Annotated in this window: 18 protein-coding genes; 8 read left to right on the top strand and 10 right to left on the bottom strand. The window is 68.4% G+C overall.

Annotation, left to right across the window (positions count from 1 at the left end; translation table 11 throughout):
- The first annotated feature begins 38 nt into the window (after nucleotides 1-38).
- Entirely contained in the window at nucleotides 39-2030 is a 1992-nt protein-coding gene (ligA, locus tag AC0685_RS27355; RefSeq protein WP_478228144.1) for an NAD-dependent DNA ligase LigA, read from the top strand.
- 171 nt (nucleotides 2031-2201) lie between these two features.
- On the opposite strand, the gene AC0685_RS27350 is transcribed toward ligA, so the two are convergent.
- From AC0685_RS27350 to AC0685_RS27335, 4 genes are read right to left on the bottom strand one after another with little or no spacing between them, the layout of a single operon-like run.
- A complete protein-coding gene (locus AC0685_RS27350; RefSeq protein ID WP_478228143.1) occupies nucleotides 2202-3347 on the bottom strand; it encodes a family 2 encapsulin nanocompartment cargo protein terpene cyclase in 1146 nt (381 codons plus the stop codon).
- Nucleotides 3348-3372: 25 nt separating this feature from the next.
- Nucleotides 3373-4236 (bottom strand): geranyl diphosphate 2-C-methyltransferase, encoded by an 864-nt coding sequence (locus tag AC0685_RS27345; protein ID WP_478228142.1) that lies wholly within the window; start codon nucleotides 4234-4236, stop codon nucleotides 3373-3375.
- Nucleotides 4237-4289: 53 nt separating this feature from the next.
- Nucleotides 4290-5678 carry a family 2B encapsulin nanocompartment shell protein gene (locus AC0685_RS27340; RefSeq protein WP_478228141.1) on the bottom strand — a complete coding sequence of 463 codons (1389 nt, stop codon included), beginning with the start codon at nucleotides 5676-5678 and terminating at the stop codon, nucleotides 4290-4292.
- A complete protein-coding gene (locus AC0685_RS27335; protein WP_478228140.1) occupies nucleotides 5675-7096 on the bottom strand; it encodes a family 2B encapsulin nanocompartment shell protein in 1422 nt (473 codons plus the stop codon). Before AC0685_RS27335 ends, AC0685_RS27340 begins: the two co-directional genes overlap by 4 nt.
- Before the next feature lie 453 nt (nucleotides 7097-7549).
- Here AC0685_RS27335 and cmtR point away from each other — a divergent pair, with 453 nt between their 5' ends.
- From cmtR to AC0685_RS27315, 4 genes are read left to right on the top strand one after another with little or no spacing between them, the layout of a single operon-like run.
- The gene (cmtR, locus tag AC0685_RS27330) at nucleotides 7550-7876 is read left to right on the top strand and encodes a Cd(II)/Pb(II)-sensing metalloregulatory transcriptional regulator CmtR (protein ID WP_478228139.1); all 327 of its coding nucleotides are present in this window, start codon (nucleotides 7550-7552) and stop codon (nucleotides 7874-7876) included.
- Nucleotides 7873-8526, top strand: coding sequence for a cation efflux transmembrane domain-containing protein (locus tag AC0685_RS27325; protein ID WP_478228138.1), 654 nt, complete (start codon nucleotides 7873-7875; stop codon nucleotides 8524-8526). Before cmtR ends, AC0685_RS27325 begins: the two co-directional genes overlap by 4 nt.
- 10 nt (nucleotides 8527-8536) lie before the next feature.
- Nucleotides 8537-9148: a class I SAM-dependent methyltransferase gene (locus AC0685_RS27320; protein ID WP_478228137.1), complete on the top strand. Its 612-nt coding sequence runs from the start codon at nucleotides 8537-8539 to the stop codon at nucleotides 9146-9148.
- A gap of 43 nt (nucleotides 9149-9191) precedes the next feature.
- Complete coding sequence (locus tag AC0685_RS27315; RefSeq protein WP_478228136.1) at nucleotides 9192-9638, top strand: LppU/SCO3897 family protein; 447 nt, start codon at nucleotides 9192-9194, stop codon at nucleotides 9636-9638.
- A gap of 4 nt (nucleotides 9639-9642) precedes the next feature.
- Here the strand turns inward: AC0685_RS27315 and AC0685_RS27310 are convergent, their stop codons facing one another.
- Nucleotides 9643-10455: an MBL fold metallo-hydrolase gene (locus AC0685_RS27310; RefSeq protein WP_478228135.1), complete on the bottom strand. Its 813-nt coding sequence runs from the start codon at nucleotides 10453-10455 to the stop codon at nucleotides 9643-9645.
- Entirely contained in the window at nucleotides 10449-11054 is a 606-nt protein-coding gene (locus AC0685_RS27305) for a TetR/AcrR family transcriptional regulator (protein ID WP_478228134.1), read from the bottom strand. The genes AC0685_RS27310 and AC0685_RS27305 overlap by 7 nt, the downstream gene beginning before the upstream one ends.
- Nucleotides 11055-11124: 70 nt before the next feature.
- On the opposite strand from AC0685_RS27305, the gene AC0685_RS27300 reads away from it, so the two are divergent.
- The gene (locus AC0685_RS27300; RefSeq protein ID WP_478228133.1) at nucleotides 11125-12018 is read left to right on the top strand and encodes an NADP-dependent oxidoreductase; all 894 of its coding nucleotides are present in this window, start codon (nucleotides 11125-11127) and stop codon (nucleotides 12016-12018) included.
- A 6-nt stretch (nucleotides 12019-12024) separates the two neighbouring features.
- Here AC0685_RS27300 and rraA read toward each other — a convergent pair whose 3' ends face one another.
- Both rraA and AC0685_RS27290 read right to left on the bottom strand, forming a co-directional pair.
- Nucleotides 12025-12510 carry a ribonuclease E activity regulator RraA gene (gene rraA, locus AC0685_RS27295; RefSeq protein ID WP_478228132.1) on the bottom strand — a complete coding sequence of 162 codons (486 nt, stop codon included), beginning with the start codon at nucleotides 12508-12510 and terminating at the stop codon, nucleotides 12025-12027.
- 13 nt (nucleotides 12511-12523) lie between these two features.
- Nucleotides 12524-13123 (bottom strand): TetR/AcrR family transcriptional regulator, encoded by a 600-nt coding sequence (locus tag AC0685_RS27290; RefSeq protein WP_478228131.1) that lies wholly within the window; start codon nucleotides 13121-13123, stop codon nucleotides 12524-12526.
- A 62-nt stretch (nucleotides 13124-13185) separates the two neighbouring features.
- Between AC0685_RS27290 and AC0685_RS27285 the strand changes: the two genes are divergently transcribed.
- On the top strand, nucleotides 13186-13422 hold the full coding sequence (locus tag AC0685_RS27285; protein ID WP_478228130.1) for a hypothetical protein: 237 nt from the start codon (nucleotides 13186-13188) through the stop codon (nucleotides 13420-13422).
- Between the two features lie 2 nt (nucleotides 13423-13424).
- Here the strand turns inward: AC0685_RS27285 and AC0685_RS27280 are convergent, their stop codons facing one another.
- Both AC0685_RS27280 and AC0685_RS27275 read right to left on the bottom strand, forming a co-directional pair.
- Nucleotides 13425-13880 (bottom strand): NAD(P)-dependent oxidoreductase, encoded by a 456-nt coding sequence (locus AC0685_RS27280; RefSeq protein ID WP_478228129.1) that lies wholly within the window; start codon nucleotides 13878-13880, stop codon nucleotides 13425-13427.
- Nucleotides 13881-13968: 88 nt separating this feature from the next.
- Complete coding sequence (locus AC0685_RS27275; protein ID WP_478228128.1) at nucleotides 13969-14871, bottom strand: EamA family transporter; 903 nt, start codon at nucleotides 14869-14871, stop codon at nucleotides 13969-13971.
- A gap of 79 nt (nucleotides 14872-14950) precedes the next feature.
- Here AC0685_RS27275 and AC0685_RS27270 point away from each other — a divergent pair, with 79 nt between their 5' ends.
- On the top strand, nucleotides 14951-15856 hold the full coding sequence (locus AC0685_RS27270; protein WP_478228127.1) for a LysR family transcriptional regulator: 906 nt from the start codon (nucleotides 14951-14953) through the stop codon (nucleotides 15854-15856).
- The last annotated feature ends 16 nt before the right edge of the window (nucleotides 15857-15872 follow it).

Below are 15872 nucleotides of genomic sequence, written 5' to 3'. Positions count from 1 at the left end.
ACGGTGTTCTGTCGGTGGTCCCGGGTAATCTCTGCCCCGTGAACGCTCGGAACCGCATCCAAGAACTCGCCGATCAGATCGTCGTCCTTCGCGACGCCTACTACCGTGGCTCGCCGAAGGTCGCCGACGCCGACTACGACGCGATCGAAGACGAATTGCGCGGGCTCATCGAGGCGAACCCCGAGCTCACCCCGGATCCGAACCCGCTCGACCAGGTCGGCGCGCCCGCCATCCTGCACGCGCCCATCCGGCACTCGCGCCCGATGTTGTCACTGGAGAAGGCGACCAAGCCCGAGCAGGTCGCGGCGTTCTTCACCCGGTTCCCGGGCCAGCCGGTGGTCGTCATGCCGAAGCTCGACGGCCTGTCGCTGGCGCTGGTCTACGAGAACGGACGGCTCGCCAGGGCGGTCACCCGCGGCGACGGGACCACGGGCGACGACGTGACCATGCTGGTCCGGGCGCTGACCGACGGCGTCCCGGACACCGTCGACGCCCCCGGCCGGGTCGAGGTCCGCGGTGAGGCGGTCATGCTGCGTTCCACCTTCGCCGCCTACAACAAGGTCCACCCGGACAAACCGCTGATCAACCCGCGCAACGCCGCCGCCGGCACCCTGCGCGCCAAGGATCCGGCCACCGTCGCCGAGCGGCGTCTCCAGTTCTTCGCTTTCGACCTCTCCACCGAGCCCGAAAGTGCGGAGACCGATCTCGACGGCGCTCTCCGGACGCTCGGGTTCGCCGCCGCGGACATGCGCCACTGCGAGGACGCCGAGGCGGCACAGGCGGTCATCACGACCATCGAGCAGCAGCGCAACGAACTCGACTACGACCTCGACGGTGCCGTGCTGCGCCTGGCGGATCGCGACGCCTATGCCGCCGCCGGCACCAGGTCCAGCTCACCGCGTGGCGCGCTGGCGTTCAAGTTCGCCGCCGAGGAGAAGACAACCGTGCTCGCCGATGTCGTATGGGACGTCGGCAAGACCGGCAAGATCGCACCCGTCGCGTGGCTGGAGCCGGTGTTCGTCGGCGGGACCACCGTCACCCGGGCGACGCTGGCCAACCAAGAGGTCATCAAGGCCCGCGGCATCAAGATCGGCGACACCGTGCTGGTGCGCCGCGCGGGCGACGTGATCCCGTTCGTGGCTGGCGTTCTCGACGCCGCCAAACGCACCGGCGAGGAGCGGGAGATCGTGCCGCCCTCGGTGTGCCCGTCGTGCGAAGAACCATTGACCGAACAGGGCAACAGCCGGGAACTGTTCTGCACCAACGTCGCCTGCCCCGCGCAGACCGTCCGGCGGCTGATCCACTGGGCGTCTCGCGCGGCCGCGGACATCGACGCGATCGGCGGCGTCTGGATCGAGCGGCTCGCCGAGGCCGGGATTCTCGAGCACCCGTCGGACTTCTACCGGCTCACCAAGGAGAAGCTGCTGGAGTTCGACCGGATCGGCGAAATCTCCGCCACCCGCATGATCGAGTCGATCGACGCGAGCCGGGCCGTCGGCCTGCGCCGGGCGCTGATCGGGCTCGCGATCCCGATGGCGTCCGAGGGCACCGCCGCGCGACTGTGCCGGGCAGGGTTCGGTTCGCTGGAAGCCGTCGCCGACGCCGGCGAGGAAGGCCTCGTCGCCGTGGAGGACATCGGCCCGAAGGTCGCCGCGTCCCTCATCGAACACCTCACTCGGCTTCGTCCCGAGCTCGAGCGGCTGCGGGAAGCCGGAGTCTCGCTGGACGTACGCGAAGAAGACCTCCCGCCGGTCGTCGCGGCCGGCGCGCCGCTGGAAGGCAAGACGGTCGTGGTCACCGGCTCGATCAGCGACCCCCGCTCCGGCGAGAAGGTGCCGCGCCCGACCTTCCAGCGGCTGTGCGAAAGGGCGGGCGCGACCATCGCGTCTTCGGTCTCGGCGAACACGGACATGCTGATCACCGGCGCCGACGTCGGGGCGAGCAAGCTCACCAAGGCCGAGAAACTCGAAGTCGAGGTCGTGGACCAAGGCGTGATCTGGCAGCAGTTGATCGAGGCCGGTGTTGTTTAGCGATGGGTCTCGTGAGTGGCGTGGCTGCTGGCTCCTGTGGGGCGAACGTCGCGGTCACCTAGGTAGTGAAGGCCTCCTTACCAACCCTCAGGGTAGGCAAGGAGGCCTTCACGGCTCACCCCACGTTAACCGCATCCGGGAACCACGTAGGTACCGAAGACACCCTTGGTGCTAACCGTCCTTACCACTCACGAGCTTGTACCGCGGACTCGTCGAGTGCCATTCGAAACCGCCGCCCATCCACCCTCGCAACCCGCGTAAGAACCGTTGCAGCTCGAGGGACGGAACGGCGCTCAGCTTTTCGTGCGCCGCCTGGAAGTCCCGTACGACGTCGTTGTGCAGTTCGACGGTGATCGCCGTGGCCTCTTCGATCGAGCATTTCCGGTCGCCGGCGATCAGCAGGACCGCGTTGCAGGGCGGCGACTCGTCCTCCAGGTCCTTGGCGACCGAGTGCACGTCGTTGACGAGCACGGCCGCCGTCCCCGCCTGGATCGCCGCCTCGCGAACCCGGGGGTCGTAGTACAGGTTCGAGGTCAGTTCGTAGCCACCGAGGACGTCGATCAACGTCATCGAGGTGTAGAAGCTGTCGTGCTGCCGTGCCGCTAGGTATTCCCACGCCGGCGGGTATTTCCCGCTGTGGCGCCACGCGGCGTAGGCGGTCCAGCTCACGAACATCGCGAAGGTCGAGTAGCAGACTCGCTGGACCTGCGCCGCGGTCCCGGATCGCCGCAGGAAGTCCGTCGCCGAGCCCAGGGCTACCAGAACCCGGTCGTTCCGCAGTGTTTCGTCGAGGTCGCGGCTGAATTCGCCCAACGACGGCACCGGGTCCATCGCTGCCATCGCCAGCGCGAGCTTAGGCGGCAGCTCGGCGGGCACGGCGCCGAGGGAGGTGTCGTCGGCGTAGAGGTCGTCGGCCGCCCACCATGCGGCGTTGAGCTTCGCCGAGATCAACAGCCGGTCCGGATCCTCACAGTCCGGGTGGGCGAGCATGACGAGCCTGCCGAATCCCGCCTTCCCGATCTGCTCGCACTCCTCCTCGTCGAACCCGCACTCCCCCGCCCACAGGACGAGCCGCCGGTCGACCTCCAGGGCGAGCGGATCGTTGATCCGTTCGGTGACGGGGCAGTACAGCGGCGGCGCCGACCCGTCGCCCCACGGCCGGTAGGCGTACGCCGGGTCGAGAGCGGGCTCCTGCGGCGGTGGACCGTCCTCCACCGCCGCGGGAACAGCGGTCAGCCGGGCCGCCAGCCGGGCGGCGGACGTGCCCAGCCCGCTCGGACCGGCCAGCAGTGTGGCGAGCGCACCCTGTTCGGTCATCGCTTGCTCCGATGGTCTCGCGGGATCAGACGCGGTCGGCGGCGATCAGCAGGTAGTGGAAGCTGCCTTCGCGATAGGCGTCCAGGAACGGTCCTTCGATCCCGGTCGCCACCGACGACTTCGCCCGCAGCTCCCAGTACGGGATCGTGTCCGGCGTCAGGTCCACCACCGAGATCGGCACCAGGTCGTTCGCCGTCATGGCCTTGAAGTACTCACTGCGTGGGTGGATGTTGCACGTGTAGTGCTGGTCGATCTGCGCGACGGCCTTGGACCGGCCGCCGGTCACGTCGTTGTAGCACCCGGTGATGGTGACGTACCGCCCGCCGAACTCCAGCTGCCGCGCGTGCTCGGCGAAGAGTTCGTGGAGGTCGACGTACATCGTGCTCTCGTTGTTCCAGATCGCCTTGCGCGAGTCGGTTTCGAAGCCGGTGTCGAGCATGTTCCGGAAGTGGTAGCGCACCCGATCGGCGACACCTCGGATATCCGCCTGGTGATTGGCGAACTCGACCTGCTTCTCCGAGATCGAGATGCCGTCGACGTGGCAGCCGAAGCGCGCGTTGGCCATGATGCTGGTCCCGCCGCGTCCGCAGCCGGCGTCGAGGAGCCGGTCGTCCGGTTTGACGTCGCCGAGGTGATCGAGCAGGACGTCCGCCTGAGCGGTCTCCAGTCGGTGCATTTCGGCGATGATCCGCTCGTCGCGGGTGTTCTCGGGGCCTTCCAGCACCGACCAGTCGACCTCGCCGACCCCGTAGTGGTGGTGGTAGAGCCCGTCCACATCGCCCAGACGCAGGTTGACCGGATCCTTCTCCTTGTTCCAGTACGACGCCACCGACTTCTGGTACTCGGTGCGCAACACCTTGGCAGGAGCGGGAGTACGGGCGATGGTCACGTGTGTGGTCCTTTCTGGAGCGTTGTTGTCCGTTGTCGTCGCGGGGTGAGGGGTCACCGCGCGACCTCGACGTTCTCCAGGACACCGAGCGCGTCCGGAACGAGCACGGCGGCCGAGTAGTAGGTGCTGACCAGATAGCTGGCGATCGCCTGTTCGTTGATGCCGTCGAAGCGCACGTTCAGGCCCGGCTCGTACTCGTCGGGCAGGCCGGTCTGGTGCAGTCCGATCACGCCGTTGTCCTCGACACCGGTCCGCATGGCGAGGATCGAGGACGTGCCGCTGTCGGTGATCGGGATCTTGTCGCAGGGCAGGAGCGGCACGCCGCGCCACGCGGCGACCACCTTGCCGTCGACCGTGGTGCCCTCCGGATACAGGCCGCGGCGCGTGCATTCCCTGCCGAACGCGGCGATCGCCTTCGGATGGGCGAGGAAGAACTTCGTCTTGCGGCGACGGCTGACGAGTTCGTCCATGTCGTCGGGTGTCGGCGGACCCGACCGGGTCTGGAACCGCGACTTGAGGTCGGCGTTGTGCAGCAGCCCGAACTCGCGGTTGTTGATCAGGTCGTACTCCTGCCGCTCCCGCAGTGCCGCCACGGTCAGCCGGAGTTGCTCGTCGAACTGGTCCATCGGCCCGTTGTAGAGATCGGTGACCCGGGTGTGCACCCGCAGCGCAGTCTGCGCGACGGCGAGGTCGTACTCGCGCGGAGAGATCTCGTAGTCGACGAACGTGCCAGGCAACAGCGGCTCGCCGTCGTGCCCGGAGGACATCCCGATCTCGGCCTCGCCCTTGGCGTTCTGCGGTTTTCCCTTGTGCGCCAGCATGTCCTGGACGTGGCGGCGCATCGCCTCGGACCGGCCGTTGATGTCGGCGAAGTCTTCGGCGCGCAGGGTCAGCACGATCACCGGGGTGACGGCCTTGGCGGTGAACGGCCAGTTCCGGTCGATGCCGGCGAGCATTTCTTCACCGAAGTGGTCGCCGTCGGCCATGCTGCCGACAGAGGCCTCGGCGCCGTACTCGCCCGGCACCACCTTGGCGATCTTGCCGTGCGCGACCAGCACGACCTCGTCGAGCGGAGTCCCGTGGCCGACGATGGTCTCGCCGGGCTGGTACTCGTGCTGCACGAACCGGTCGGCGAGCGCGTTGAGCGTGTCCTCGTCGTCGAAACCCCGCAGCAGGGCCAATTCCGCGAGTTCCTGTGGGACGACGCGGACCTCGGTGCCGACGTTGGTGAAGCTCACCCGCCCGTCGCCGATCGCGTAGGTCAGCCGCCGGTTGACCCGGAAGGTACCGCCGGACGCCTCGACCCAGGGCAGCATCTTCAGCAGCCAGCGCGGGGTGATGCTCTGCATCTGCGGCCGCGTCTTGGTGGTCGTGGCCAGGTTGCGCGCGGCGGCGGGGCCGAGACTGAGCCGCCGGTCGGCCTCCGGCGTCGTGGCGGTCATCCTTCGCGGCCGAGTTCGGCGGCTTCGAGGACGGCCAGCGCGTCCGGTACGAGCACGGCGGCGGAGTAGTACGTGCTGACGAGGTAGGAGATGATCGCCTGCTCCGAGATGCCCATGAACCGGACGTTCAGGCCGGGCTCGTATTCGTCCGGCAGGCCGATCTGACGCAGTCCGACGACGCCCTGGTTCTTCTCGCCGGTGCGCATCAGCAGCACGGAGCTGGTGCTGGTCTGGCTCACCGGGATCTTGTTGCAGGGCAGGATCGGCACGCCGCGCCAGGACGGCACCTTGTGCCCGCCGAGGTCGGTGCCGGTCGGGTAGATCCCACGTTTGCTGCACTCGCGGCTGAACGCGGCGATCGTGCGCGGATGCGCGAGGAAGAAGCCGGGCTCCTTCCACACCAGTGCGAGCAGGTCGTCGAAGTCGTCAGGAGTGGGCGGGCCGGTGCGTGTCGCGATGCGCTGGGTGAAGTCGGCGTTGTGGAGCAGGCCGAAGTCCGTGTTGTTGATCATTTCGTGCTCTTGCCGCTCACGCAGCGCCTCGATGGTCAGGCGCAACTGCTGCTCGGTCTGGTCCATCGGCTGGTTGTAGAGATCGGACACCCGGCTGTGGACCCGGAGCACCGTCTGGGCGACGCTCAGTTCGTATTCGCGCGGCGAGGTCTCGTAGTCGACGAACGTACCCGGCAGCAGTGGCTCGCCGTCGTGCCCGGAGGAGATGTCGATCTCGGCCTCGCCGAAGTCGTTGGCGCGCCCGGAGTCCTGCGACGCCTGCTCGATCTGTGCCTGCAGCGATTCGGACTGTTCCAGTATGCGCTCGAAGTCCTGGCGGGTCAGGGTGAGCACGGTGCAGGCGGTGGCCGCCTTGGCGGTGAACTCCCAGATGCCGTCACCGTCCACGAGGGCTTGCGCACCGAAATAGTCGCCGTCCTTGACCACGCCCAGCGCGGTCTCGTCACCGTAAGGACCAGGGCCGGTCTTCGTGATCTTGCCGTGTGCGATGAGGTAGACCCGGTCGGCCCGGTGGCCGAATTCGACGAGCACGTCGCCGGCCGCCACTTCCTGCTGTTCGAATCGGTGGGCGATTTCGGCGAGTACTTCCTCGTCGTCATATCCCTTGAGCGGCTTCAGCTCTCCCAGTTCCGCCGGGATCACACTCACCTCGGCGCCCGCTTTCGAGAAGGTCACCCGCCCGTCGCCGACCGCGTAATTGAGCCTCCGGTTGACCCGGTAGGCACCACCGTTCACCTGAACCCATTCGAGCGACTTCAGCAGCCAGCGGGACGAAATTCCCTGCATCTGCGGAACGGATTTGGTGGTCGTCGCCAGGTTGCGCGCGGCGGCCCTACCCAAACTCAGCTGCGGATTTTCCGGCCCCTGGACACCTTCGGCGGAAGTGTCCGATTCGGTCACGGTCACAGCAAGGTCCACCCTTCGATAGTCGTGTGAACAAACAAGATCCACAATTCGCGGCGCGCCGGTCCTGCCCCGAAGTGCGGTCCGCAGGATCAACATAGCAAGGGGTTTTTCCCACACAAGCGCACTTTCAGGTAATACGACAATGCCACCCGAATGCCGAATTTCCCTTGCGCGCGAAGCCTTTTGACAAAGTCACTCGACGTTTTACGGTGACCACGCAATCGGGCCAGCAATTGCGCTGAGGTGTCACGCGAAGCCGCGCCGGGATTCCCCCGGGTACCCGCGATGCGGCCGTTGGAGTGGCCACACCGGGCTCTTTCGGGTTGGTCCGGCGTCCCTGTTCGGCGATGACTTGACAGACCGCGACGAAACAGAGGGTCGCGTCCGGACCCTCAGTAGGGGCAATGGTTCAGCCCTTGCTGATACGTCAGCGTTGGCTGTACTGTCTCGCCTGTGCTGACATGTGAGACCCAGGGGGCCGCACTCGCCCGGCTCGGTCGTGCCCTCGCCGACCCGAACCGGTGCCGGATCCTGGTCGCCCTGCTCGATGGCGTGAACTATCCCGGGCTGCTGGCCGGGCAACTCGGGTTGAGCCGCTCGAACGTGTCGAACCATCTCGCCTGCCTGCGTGGTTGCGGGCTGGTCGTGGCCACCTATGAGGGCAGGCAGGTCCGCTACTCGTTGGCGGACGAGCATCTCGCCCGCGCCCTGCGGGAACTTGTCCAGGTCGTGCTGGCCGTCGACACCGCCGAGCCCTGCATGGACGAGGCGCTCCGATGAGTGTGGAGAGCGGTTCCTGTGCGGATGGCTGCTGCGCCGCGAGGTCCACAGTGGCCCCGGATCGCCGTGCCGTGCTTTCCCGGCGGGTCCGGCTCTTGGTCGCCGCGACGATCACGTACAACGTCGTCGAGGCGGTCGTCGCCATCGCGGCGGGCACCATCGCCTCGTCGACGGCCCTGATCGGTTTCGGCCTGGACTCGGTCATCGAGGTCGCCTCGGCCGCGGCGGTCGCCTGGCAGTTCTCCGGAAAGGACCCCGAAGCCCGCGAACGCGCGGCGCTCAAGGTCATCGCGGTGTCCTTCTTCGCGCTGGCCGCGTACGTCACCGTCGAATCGGTACGCGCCCTGTTCGGCGCCGACCCCGCCGAACACTCCCCTGTCGGCATCGTGCTGGCGGCGGTCTCGTTGCTCGTGATGCCGTTCCTGTCCTACGCCCAGCGCCGCGCCGGGCGCGAACTCGGCTCCGCCAGCGCCGTCGCCGACTCGAAGCAAACCTTGCTCTGCACCTATCTTTCCGGTGTGCTGCTCGTCGGGCTGTTGCTCAACAGCCTCCTCGGCTGGTACTGGGCCGACCCGCTGGTCGCGCTCGTCATAGCCGCCGTCGCGATCAAGGAAGGCCGCGAGGCCTGGCGCGGGGAACACTGCTGCTGAAAGGAGCGTCATGACCCGGCCCGCCCGATGGAACCGTTACTGGGACGGCAAATCCCAGAACTACGACCGGGAGATGCAGTTCCTGGACCGGAAGCTCTTCGGTGATTCCCGTACGTGGGCCTGCGGCCAGGCCACCGGCGAAGTTCTCGAAGTCGCCGTCGGGACCGGCCTGAACCTGCCGCTCTATCCCGAAGACGTCACGCTCACCGGCATCGATCTCAGCGACGGAATGCTCACCATCGCCCGCGGCCGCGCCGAACGCCTTGGCCATCCGGTGACGCTGCGGCGGGCCGATGCCCATGACCTCCCCTTCGACGCCGATTCGTTCGACACCGTGGTCTGCACACTCGGACTCTGCGCCATCCCCGACGACGGCAAGGCGTTGCGGGAAATGGCCAGGGTTCTCCGGCCAGGGGGCAGGCTCATCCTGCTCGACCACATCGCGAGTTCGTCGCGCGCCGTCCGCGGTCTGCAATGGATCGCCGAAAAGATCACCGTGCCGATGGCGGGCGAGCACTTCCTCCGTCGCCCGCTCGACAAGGTCGACGGTCTCGGCTTGGCCGTGGAGCACCGGGAGCGGTTCAAACTCGGGCTGGTGGAACGGCTCGTCGCCCGCAAGTGAACCGTGTCATCGGAATTTCATCGACGTGGCCGATCCTGATGGCGTGACCTACCCTCAGCAGCAGCCGCCCATCTGGCAGCAGTACCCCGTCGCGACGCCGAAGAAGACCCCGAAGACGGGGCTGATCGTGGGGATCGCCGCCGCGGCGGTCGTCGTCACCGGCGGGGCGATCGCGGTGACCGTGGCCATCACCACGGGCGGCGGCGCTTCCGGTGCCGGCGTTCCCGAGGTCGACCCCGACCCGTTCTCGGCGCAGGCCGGGGATTGCATCTCGGCCGACGAAGACGCCGGCAGCAACGGCGCGTTCAGCGCCGGCGCCGTCCGGGTCCACTGCTCGGACAGCTCCGCCAACTATTCGGTGATCGCCCAGCTCTCGTCCGGGTCCGGCTCGGACTGCAACTCCGTGCCCGGCTACGAGTACGGCAACCCCGTCGTCTACGACTTCAAGTCGGGGCGGTCCAGGGAACTCTGCGTCATGCCGAGGGGATGACGGCTCAGGACGGTTGTCGCCGGGCGAGGCTTCGGGCTTGCCCGGCGTGCAGATCGCTCACCCATTCCCAGCCGGGTTTCGCCGACGGGCCGATTCGCGGGTCGTCCGGAGTCCGGCCGTCGCGCAAGGCGTGCACGTACGCGCGATCCAGGTCGATCCGTGCCCGCACTTCACCGGCTCCGCCGAAGGCTCCGTGGCCGGGTACGACGACGTCGACGTCGCCCGCCGCGTCTTCGATCACCCGGAGCCCGGCCAGGTAGTCCTCGATCGGATCCCTGTCGTCGTCGAACATCGGGACCAGGACGTCGGAAAGCATGTCGCCGGCGATGAGCACCTCGCGGTCCTCGATCAGCAGCGCCGCATGACCGGGAGCGTGGGCCGGATGCTCGACGATCCGGATTCGCGGGCCGTCCCAAGGAATCCGGGTGGTTCCGGCGGGCAGGCCGGTGATGAGGCCGAACAGGTCGAGCGGCACCTGTCCGTCGATTTCCGGCGGCAGCCCCTCGGCGACGCCGGTCTTCCAGTCCGCGTTCGACCGCAGATCTCGCAGGTACTCCGCGCAACGGGCGGTGCCGTAGCGGGGTGCGTCACCCAGCTCGGCGTGCCAGAGCACGTGATCCCAATCGGGATGGGTCGCGAAACCCGCCACGACCGGGCGGCCCGAATCGGAGAGATCGTGCGCGAGGCAGGCCATTTCGTCGCCCGTGATCCCGGGGTCGACGAGCAGCACGCCGTCCCTGCCCTCCACGACGACCGTGTTGTTCTCGAGCAGCGCGCTCTGGTGGACCAGTACACCCTCCGCGACCTGTGTCAGCACGGCGATCCCTCCGCTTGTGCTGTCCCGTTACGGCTGGCTTCCCAGGCCGCTTCGATCATCCGGAAGATCTCGTCCACCGCGGCCGCCGGATCGGCCGCCTCCCGGCCGAGCGAGTAGGCGTCGATCACGAACCTCGCGATCGTCCGGCAGGCGATCGCGGACCGCGACGACTCCACATCCGCCGCGATGGCCGCCGCCAGGGACTCCGCGTGGCGCAGCCGCATCGAGTCCTCGTACTCCCGCAACGCGGGCGACTCGTCGATCATGCGCCAGATCGGTGCGGCGCCGTCCGCCGTGCAATGGCGCACCATCGCGTGGACCTCCCGGCGCAGCGCGGGAATGAGCGGCTCGTGCGGCGCCCTTTCGGTGACCGCCCGCGCGAGGCCCTGCTCGAACTCCGCGTCCTGCCCGAACACCAAGGCCTCTTTCGAGGCGAAGTGGGAGAAGAGCGTCGTGACGGCCACGTCGGCCTCCGCGGCCACCTCGCGGATGCCCACCGCGTCATACCCACGTTCCAGGAAAAGCCGCAGTGCGGTGTCGGCGATCTTCTGACGGGTGGCGGCCTTCTTCCGCTCACGCCGTCCAGTCGGCACGGTCATGCGGGGACGCTATCAGATCCAAAAAAACAACGGTTTCAAAACGCTAACCGTTAGTGCTACGGTCGATCGCATGAAGAAAGTGATCTTCACCGAGTTCGGTGGTCCGGAAGTCCTGCAGCTCGTCGACGCCGCGGATCCGCACGCCGGCCCAGGCCAGGTACGCATCGCTGTGCGAGCTGCGGGGGTGAACCCCGTCGACTGGAGAATCCGTGAAGGCCAGGTCCTGGGCGCGCATCCGACGGTGTTGCCGTCCGGCGTGGGCCTGGACGCCGCCGGGGTCGTGGACGAGATCGGCGAAGCCGTCACCGGAGTCGACGTCGGCGATTTCGTGTTCGGCGAGGGTGCGAGTACCTATGCCGAGTTCGCCGTGCTGACGGCGTGGGCTGTGATGCCCGAAGGTCTGACGTTCGAGGAGGCGGCCGGATACCCCTCCGTGGTCGAGACGGCGATACGGCTGATCCGCGAAGCCGGAGTGCGGCCTGGCGAGATGCTGCTGGTCAGCGGCGCGTCCGGCGGGGTCGGCTCGGCGGTGCTGCAGATCGCGCGGGAACGCGGCATCGCGGTGATCGGCACGGCGGGCGCCGCGAACCAGGACTACCTGCGCGCCCTGGGCGCGCTCGCCACGACCTACGGTGAGGGCTGGGTGGAGCGGGTGCGGCGGCTCGGCCGCGTCGACGCCGCTCTCGACCTGGCCGGATCCGGCGTGATCCCGGACCTGGTCGAGCTCACCGGGGATCCGGGGAAGGTCATCTCCATCGCCGACCTCGGCGCGCCCGAGTTCGGTGTCCGCTTCTCCGGCGTGGCCGGGAGCGTGCCGGACGCACTGGCCGAGGCCGTCGATCTCATCTCACGAGGGAAGCTGCACATACCGGTCGAGAAGGCCTATTCGCTCGCCGACGCCGCGGCGGCGCATGCCGACAGCCACGCCGGGCACACCCGCGGCCGCCGGGTCATCGTCGTCTGAGCCGGTTCAGGATCCGGCCGCGGGAAGGATCACGACGCCGTCGTCATCGGCGTAGAGCGTGTCTCCGGGGGTGAACGTCACTCCCCCGAAACCGACTGGGACGTCGACAGCGCCGGCGCCTGCCTTGGAACTCTTGCGCGGGTTGGTGCCGAGCGCCTTCACCCCGAGTGGGAGCCCGGCGAGCTCGGCGCTGTCACGTACCGCGCCGTTGACGACGATGCCCGCCCAGCCGTTGTCGACGGCGGACTTCGCGATCATGTCGCCGGTGAGCGCGCTGTGCAGCGAGCCACCACCGTCGACCACCAGGACGGCGCCGTCACCGGGGGTGGCGAGGGTCTTCTTGACCAGGCCGTTGTCCTCGTGACAGGAGACGGTGCGGATCGGGCCCGAGAACTTCCGGTGCCCGCCGAACTGGCGGAACTGGGTGTCGCAGACGCGCAGCCGGTCGCCGTGTTCGTCCACGAGGTCGGCGGTGGTGAAGGAATCGATCACGCGCACGAGCTTCTCATGTCGCCTCGGGCGGGAACACCGAGTCCAGCACGTGAGTGAGGATGGCGGCGGAGTCGGCGGCCGGTGCGACCGCCTGCCGCAGGGCGAGCCCGATACCCAGAGCTCCCAGCATCACCACGGCCTCGTGGAGCGGCATGGCAGGTTCGAGGCGGAGCCGCCGCGCATGCTCGACGAGCAGGGAGACGACGTCGTCGTCGTGACGCCGCTGGACGGCGGCGACGAGAGCGGCGGTTTCGGGCTGTTGTGCCGTCGCGGCGAGCACTTCGGCGGCCGCCGCGCTCCAGCGGGCGGCATCCTTGTCCACCACGTCGCCGGGGGCCAAGGCCGCGATGACGTCGTCCCTGTCGGTGGCCACGGCGAGAGATTTCTTCAGCTCCGAGAGGTGTCCTTCCGCGGTGGCTTCGATGATCGCCAGCCACAGCCCTTCCTTGCCGCCGAAGTGCTTGTAGACGGCGCCGCGGGTGTACCCGGCGTCGGCCGCGATCTCCTCGACCGTCGCCGCCAGGAAGCCGCGCCGCAAGAAGACCTGGCGTCCGGCCTCCAGCAGGTGTTCGTGGGTGCGCTGCTGCTGCTCGGCCCGTGTCAGCCTGGTCATCGCCCGCCCTATTCAGTAACAGAACGTTTCTGGATACACGACGTTACTGTATCGTCGGGTGCATGGAGGTCCTGGCGCCCGTGGCCGCGTTCCTCAGCCTTCCCCTCTTCCTGGCCGGGTTCGCGTGGTACGCCGCGCGTGCCCGCCGGGCAGGCGTCAGCCAGTCACTGCTGGCGCCGATCGAGGATATTTGGGACCCGATCTCGCACAAGACCAACATCGAGATCCAGATCGAGGCCGAACGGAGCCCCGAAACGCCCTCGCCCGGAGACCCGCCCGAGCTGAAGTGGCGGCTGTAGCGTCAGTACCCGACGGTGAAATGCCGGTCCGGGCCCGGATTCTCGAGCTCGTCCACGACGGCGACCGCGAGATCCTCCGCCGATATCCCGGATGACCCGTCCTCCGCGGTGAGGATGGTCGTCGTTCCCCGCCGGTAGACGCCGGTCCGGACGCCGGGCTCGAGCATCGCGGGCGGGCTGAGGTACACCCAGTCGCCCGCGTGGGCCTCGCAGGCCTGAAGCTGACTCGCGCTGGCCGAGGCGATGGTCCGCCATGCCGGCGGCACGAACGCCGGGTCGTCGATCACCAGCCCGCCGGACGGCGTCCGCAACGGCCCGGCGCCGCCGATGACCAGGACGCGAGTGCCCGCCGCGGCGTCGAGCAGGGCCGTGACCGTGGCGGCGACCGTGTCTTCGGCGCCGGGCGCCGGTCTCGTCGCGCCCACGACGGCATCGACTCCCCCGAATACCGCTCTCATGTGCCCTGTGTCAGTGACGTCGCCGCGCACGACGTTCACGTCCGGATGCGGGAACCCGCCATTCCCGACGCTCCGACAACGGCGATCTTCATCGGACAGCGCCTTCCTGCTTGCTCTTCGGGGTGATCTGGCCTGCCACGATCGAGGCCAGAGCGAGCGCGAAGCCGACGAGCTGGATCGGCCCGAGCGACTGACCGAGCAGCACGGCGCCGAGTACCGCGGCGACCATCGGCGAGAGCAGGCCGAGGACCGCGACCGACGTGACCGGCAGGGCTGTGATGCCACGGAACCACAGCACGTAGGCGAGCAGGCCGCCGATCAGGCCGAGCCAGAGGTAGCCGAGTGCCGCGTTCAGGTCGATGGCAGGCGGTGCGCCTTCGAAGAAGAAGGTCACCGGTACCAGAAACAACCCGCCCGCGGTGAGCTGCCACGAGGCGAACGCGGTCGGCCCGACGTCGGCAGGGCGTCCCCATCGTTTGGTGAGCGTGACGCCGAGCGCCATGGTGCCCGCGCCACCGAGTCCGGCGAGCACCCCGATCAGGTCGAAGCCCGCCGCGGGTCCGATCACCACCAGGCCGACACCCACGATCCCGACGATCCCCCAGGCGAACCGCCACGCGGACGGGTTCTGGCGTAACACGGCCACGGCGAGGATCGCGACGAGCAGCGGCTGGGCGGCACCGAGCGTGGCCGCGACGCCGCCGGGCAGCCGTTCGGCGGCGACGAACAGCAAGGGGAAGAACATCCCGATGTTGAGGACGCCGAGCGCGGCGGCCTTCAGCCACCAGGTGCCGCGCGGGAGTGTGCGGGTGACGGCGAGCGCGATCAGTCCGGCGGGCAAGGCGCGCATGAGCCCTGCGAAGAGCGGATGTCCAGGCGGAAGTAGTTCGGTGGTGACCACGTAGGTCGTCCCCCAGACCATGGGGGCGAAGGCGGTCAGCGCGGTTCCGGCGAGACCTGCGGCGAGCGGTGTGGTCGTCAGCGTTTTCACGCTTCCCAGCTTCGACGCCGACGATCAATGAGTCCAACACATGTTTGTCACTTGATCCATCGTGATTCAAGATGGATTCATGGAGCTTCAGCAGATGCGATACGTCGTGGCCGTGGCGGAAACGAACAGCTTCACGCGTGCCGCGCAACGGTGTCTCGTCGTGCAGTCGGCGCTGAGCCACCAGATCGCGCGGCTGGAACGAGAACTCGGCGCGCGGCTGTTCGAGCGCACGAGCCGACGGGTGCGGCTCACCGCCGCCGGAGAGGCGTTCCTGCCCGCCGCCCGGCAATGCCTCGAGGCCGCGGAGCGGGCCGGATCGGAGGTCGCGGCGGCCGTCGGCGAGATCCGCGGGCGGCTCACCGTCGGTGTGATCCCGACCGTCGCGGCGGTCGACGTCCCGGCCGCCCTGCAGACCTTTCGCGGTCGGTATCCGCACGTCCGGATCGGGCTGCGGGTCGGGGCGAGCGGGCAGCTGGTGGAGCAGATCAAGGACGGTGCGATCGAGGTCGCGTTCCTCGGCCTTCCGGTGACCGACCGGCCGGACGGCGTCGCCACCTGCGAACTGGGCAGGGACGATCTGATCGCCGTGGTGGCTCCCGGACACCCTCTCGCCGTCGAGTCCGAAGTGGATTTGAAGCGGCTTTCGTCGGAGGTGTTCGTCGACTTCCCGTCCGGATCCGCGGGGCGTGCCCAGACGGATCAGGCCTTCGCCGCGGCGGGAGTGACCCGGGAGGTCGCCTTTGAGGTGACGGCCGCCGACTTCATGGCGCGGCTCATCCATCAGGGCTTGGGGGTGGCGCTGCTGCCGTCGAAATTCGTGCCGAACCTGACCGACGTGGTCACCGTGCCGGTGCGGGACGCGCCCGCGCGGATCGAACATCTCGTCTGGAACCGCTTCACGGTCACTCCGGCGGCGAAGGCCTTCCTGGAGATTCTGGGCGTCGTGAGCGAAACTCGCCCTTCGCACCCTGCCCGAAGGTCGTGAAGGCCTCCTTGCCAAC

This window comes from Amycolatopsis sp. NPDC043889 (assembly GCF_056435645.1).
This window is presented reverse-complemented; position numbering and strand designations above follow the sequence as displayed.

Bases quoted from the DNA above. Each gene is read 5' to 3' on its own strand.
- AC0685_RS27320 (WP_478228137.1), top strand. From the start codon at position 8,537: ATGACCCGGCCCGCCCGATGGAACCGTTACTGGGACGGCAAATCCCAG.
- AC0685_RS27285 (WP_478228130.1), top strand. From the start codon at position 13,186: ATGGAGGTCCTGGCGCCCGTGGCCGCGTTCCTCAGCCTTCCCCTCTTC.
- AC0685_RS27325 (WP_478228138.1), top strand. From the start codon at position 7,873: ATGAGTGTGGAGAGCGGTTCCTGTGCGGATGGCTGCTGCGCCGCGAGG.
- AC0685_RS27305 (WP_478228134.1), bottom strand. From the start codon at position 11,054: ATGACCGTGCCGACTGGACGGCGTGAGCGGAAGAAGGCCGCCACCCGT.
- AC0685_RS27280 (WP_478228129.1), bottom strand. From the start codon at position 13,880: ATGAGAGCGGTATTCGGGGGAGTCGATGCCGTCGTGGGCGCGACGAGA.
- AC0685_RS27270 (WP_478228127.1), top strand. From the start codon at position 14,951: ATGGAGCTTCAGCAGATGCGATACGTCGTGGCCGTGGCGGAAACGAAC.
- AC0685_RS27340 (WP_478228141.1), bottom strand. From the start codon at position 5,678: ATGACCGCCACGACGCCGGAGGCCGACCGGCGGCTCAGTCTCGGCCCC.
- AC0685_RS27300 (WP_478228133.1), top strand. From the start codon at position 11,125: ATGAAGAAAGTGATCTTCACCGAGTTCGGTGGTCCGGAAGTCCTGCAG.
- AC0685_RS27290 (WP_478228131.1), bottom strand. From the start codon at position 13,123: ATGACCAGGCTGACACGGGCCGAGCAGCAGCAGCGCACCCACGAACAC.
- AC0685_RS27350 (WP_478228143.1), bottom strand. From the start codon at position 3,347: ATGACCGAACAGGGTGCGCTCGCCACACTGCTGGCCGGTCCGAGCGGG.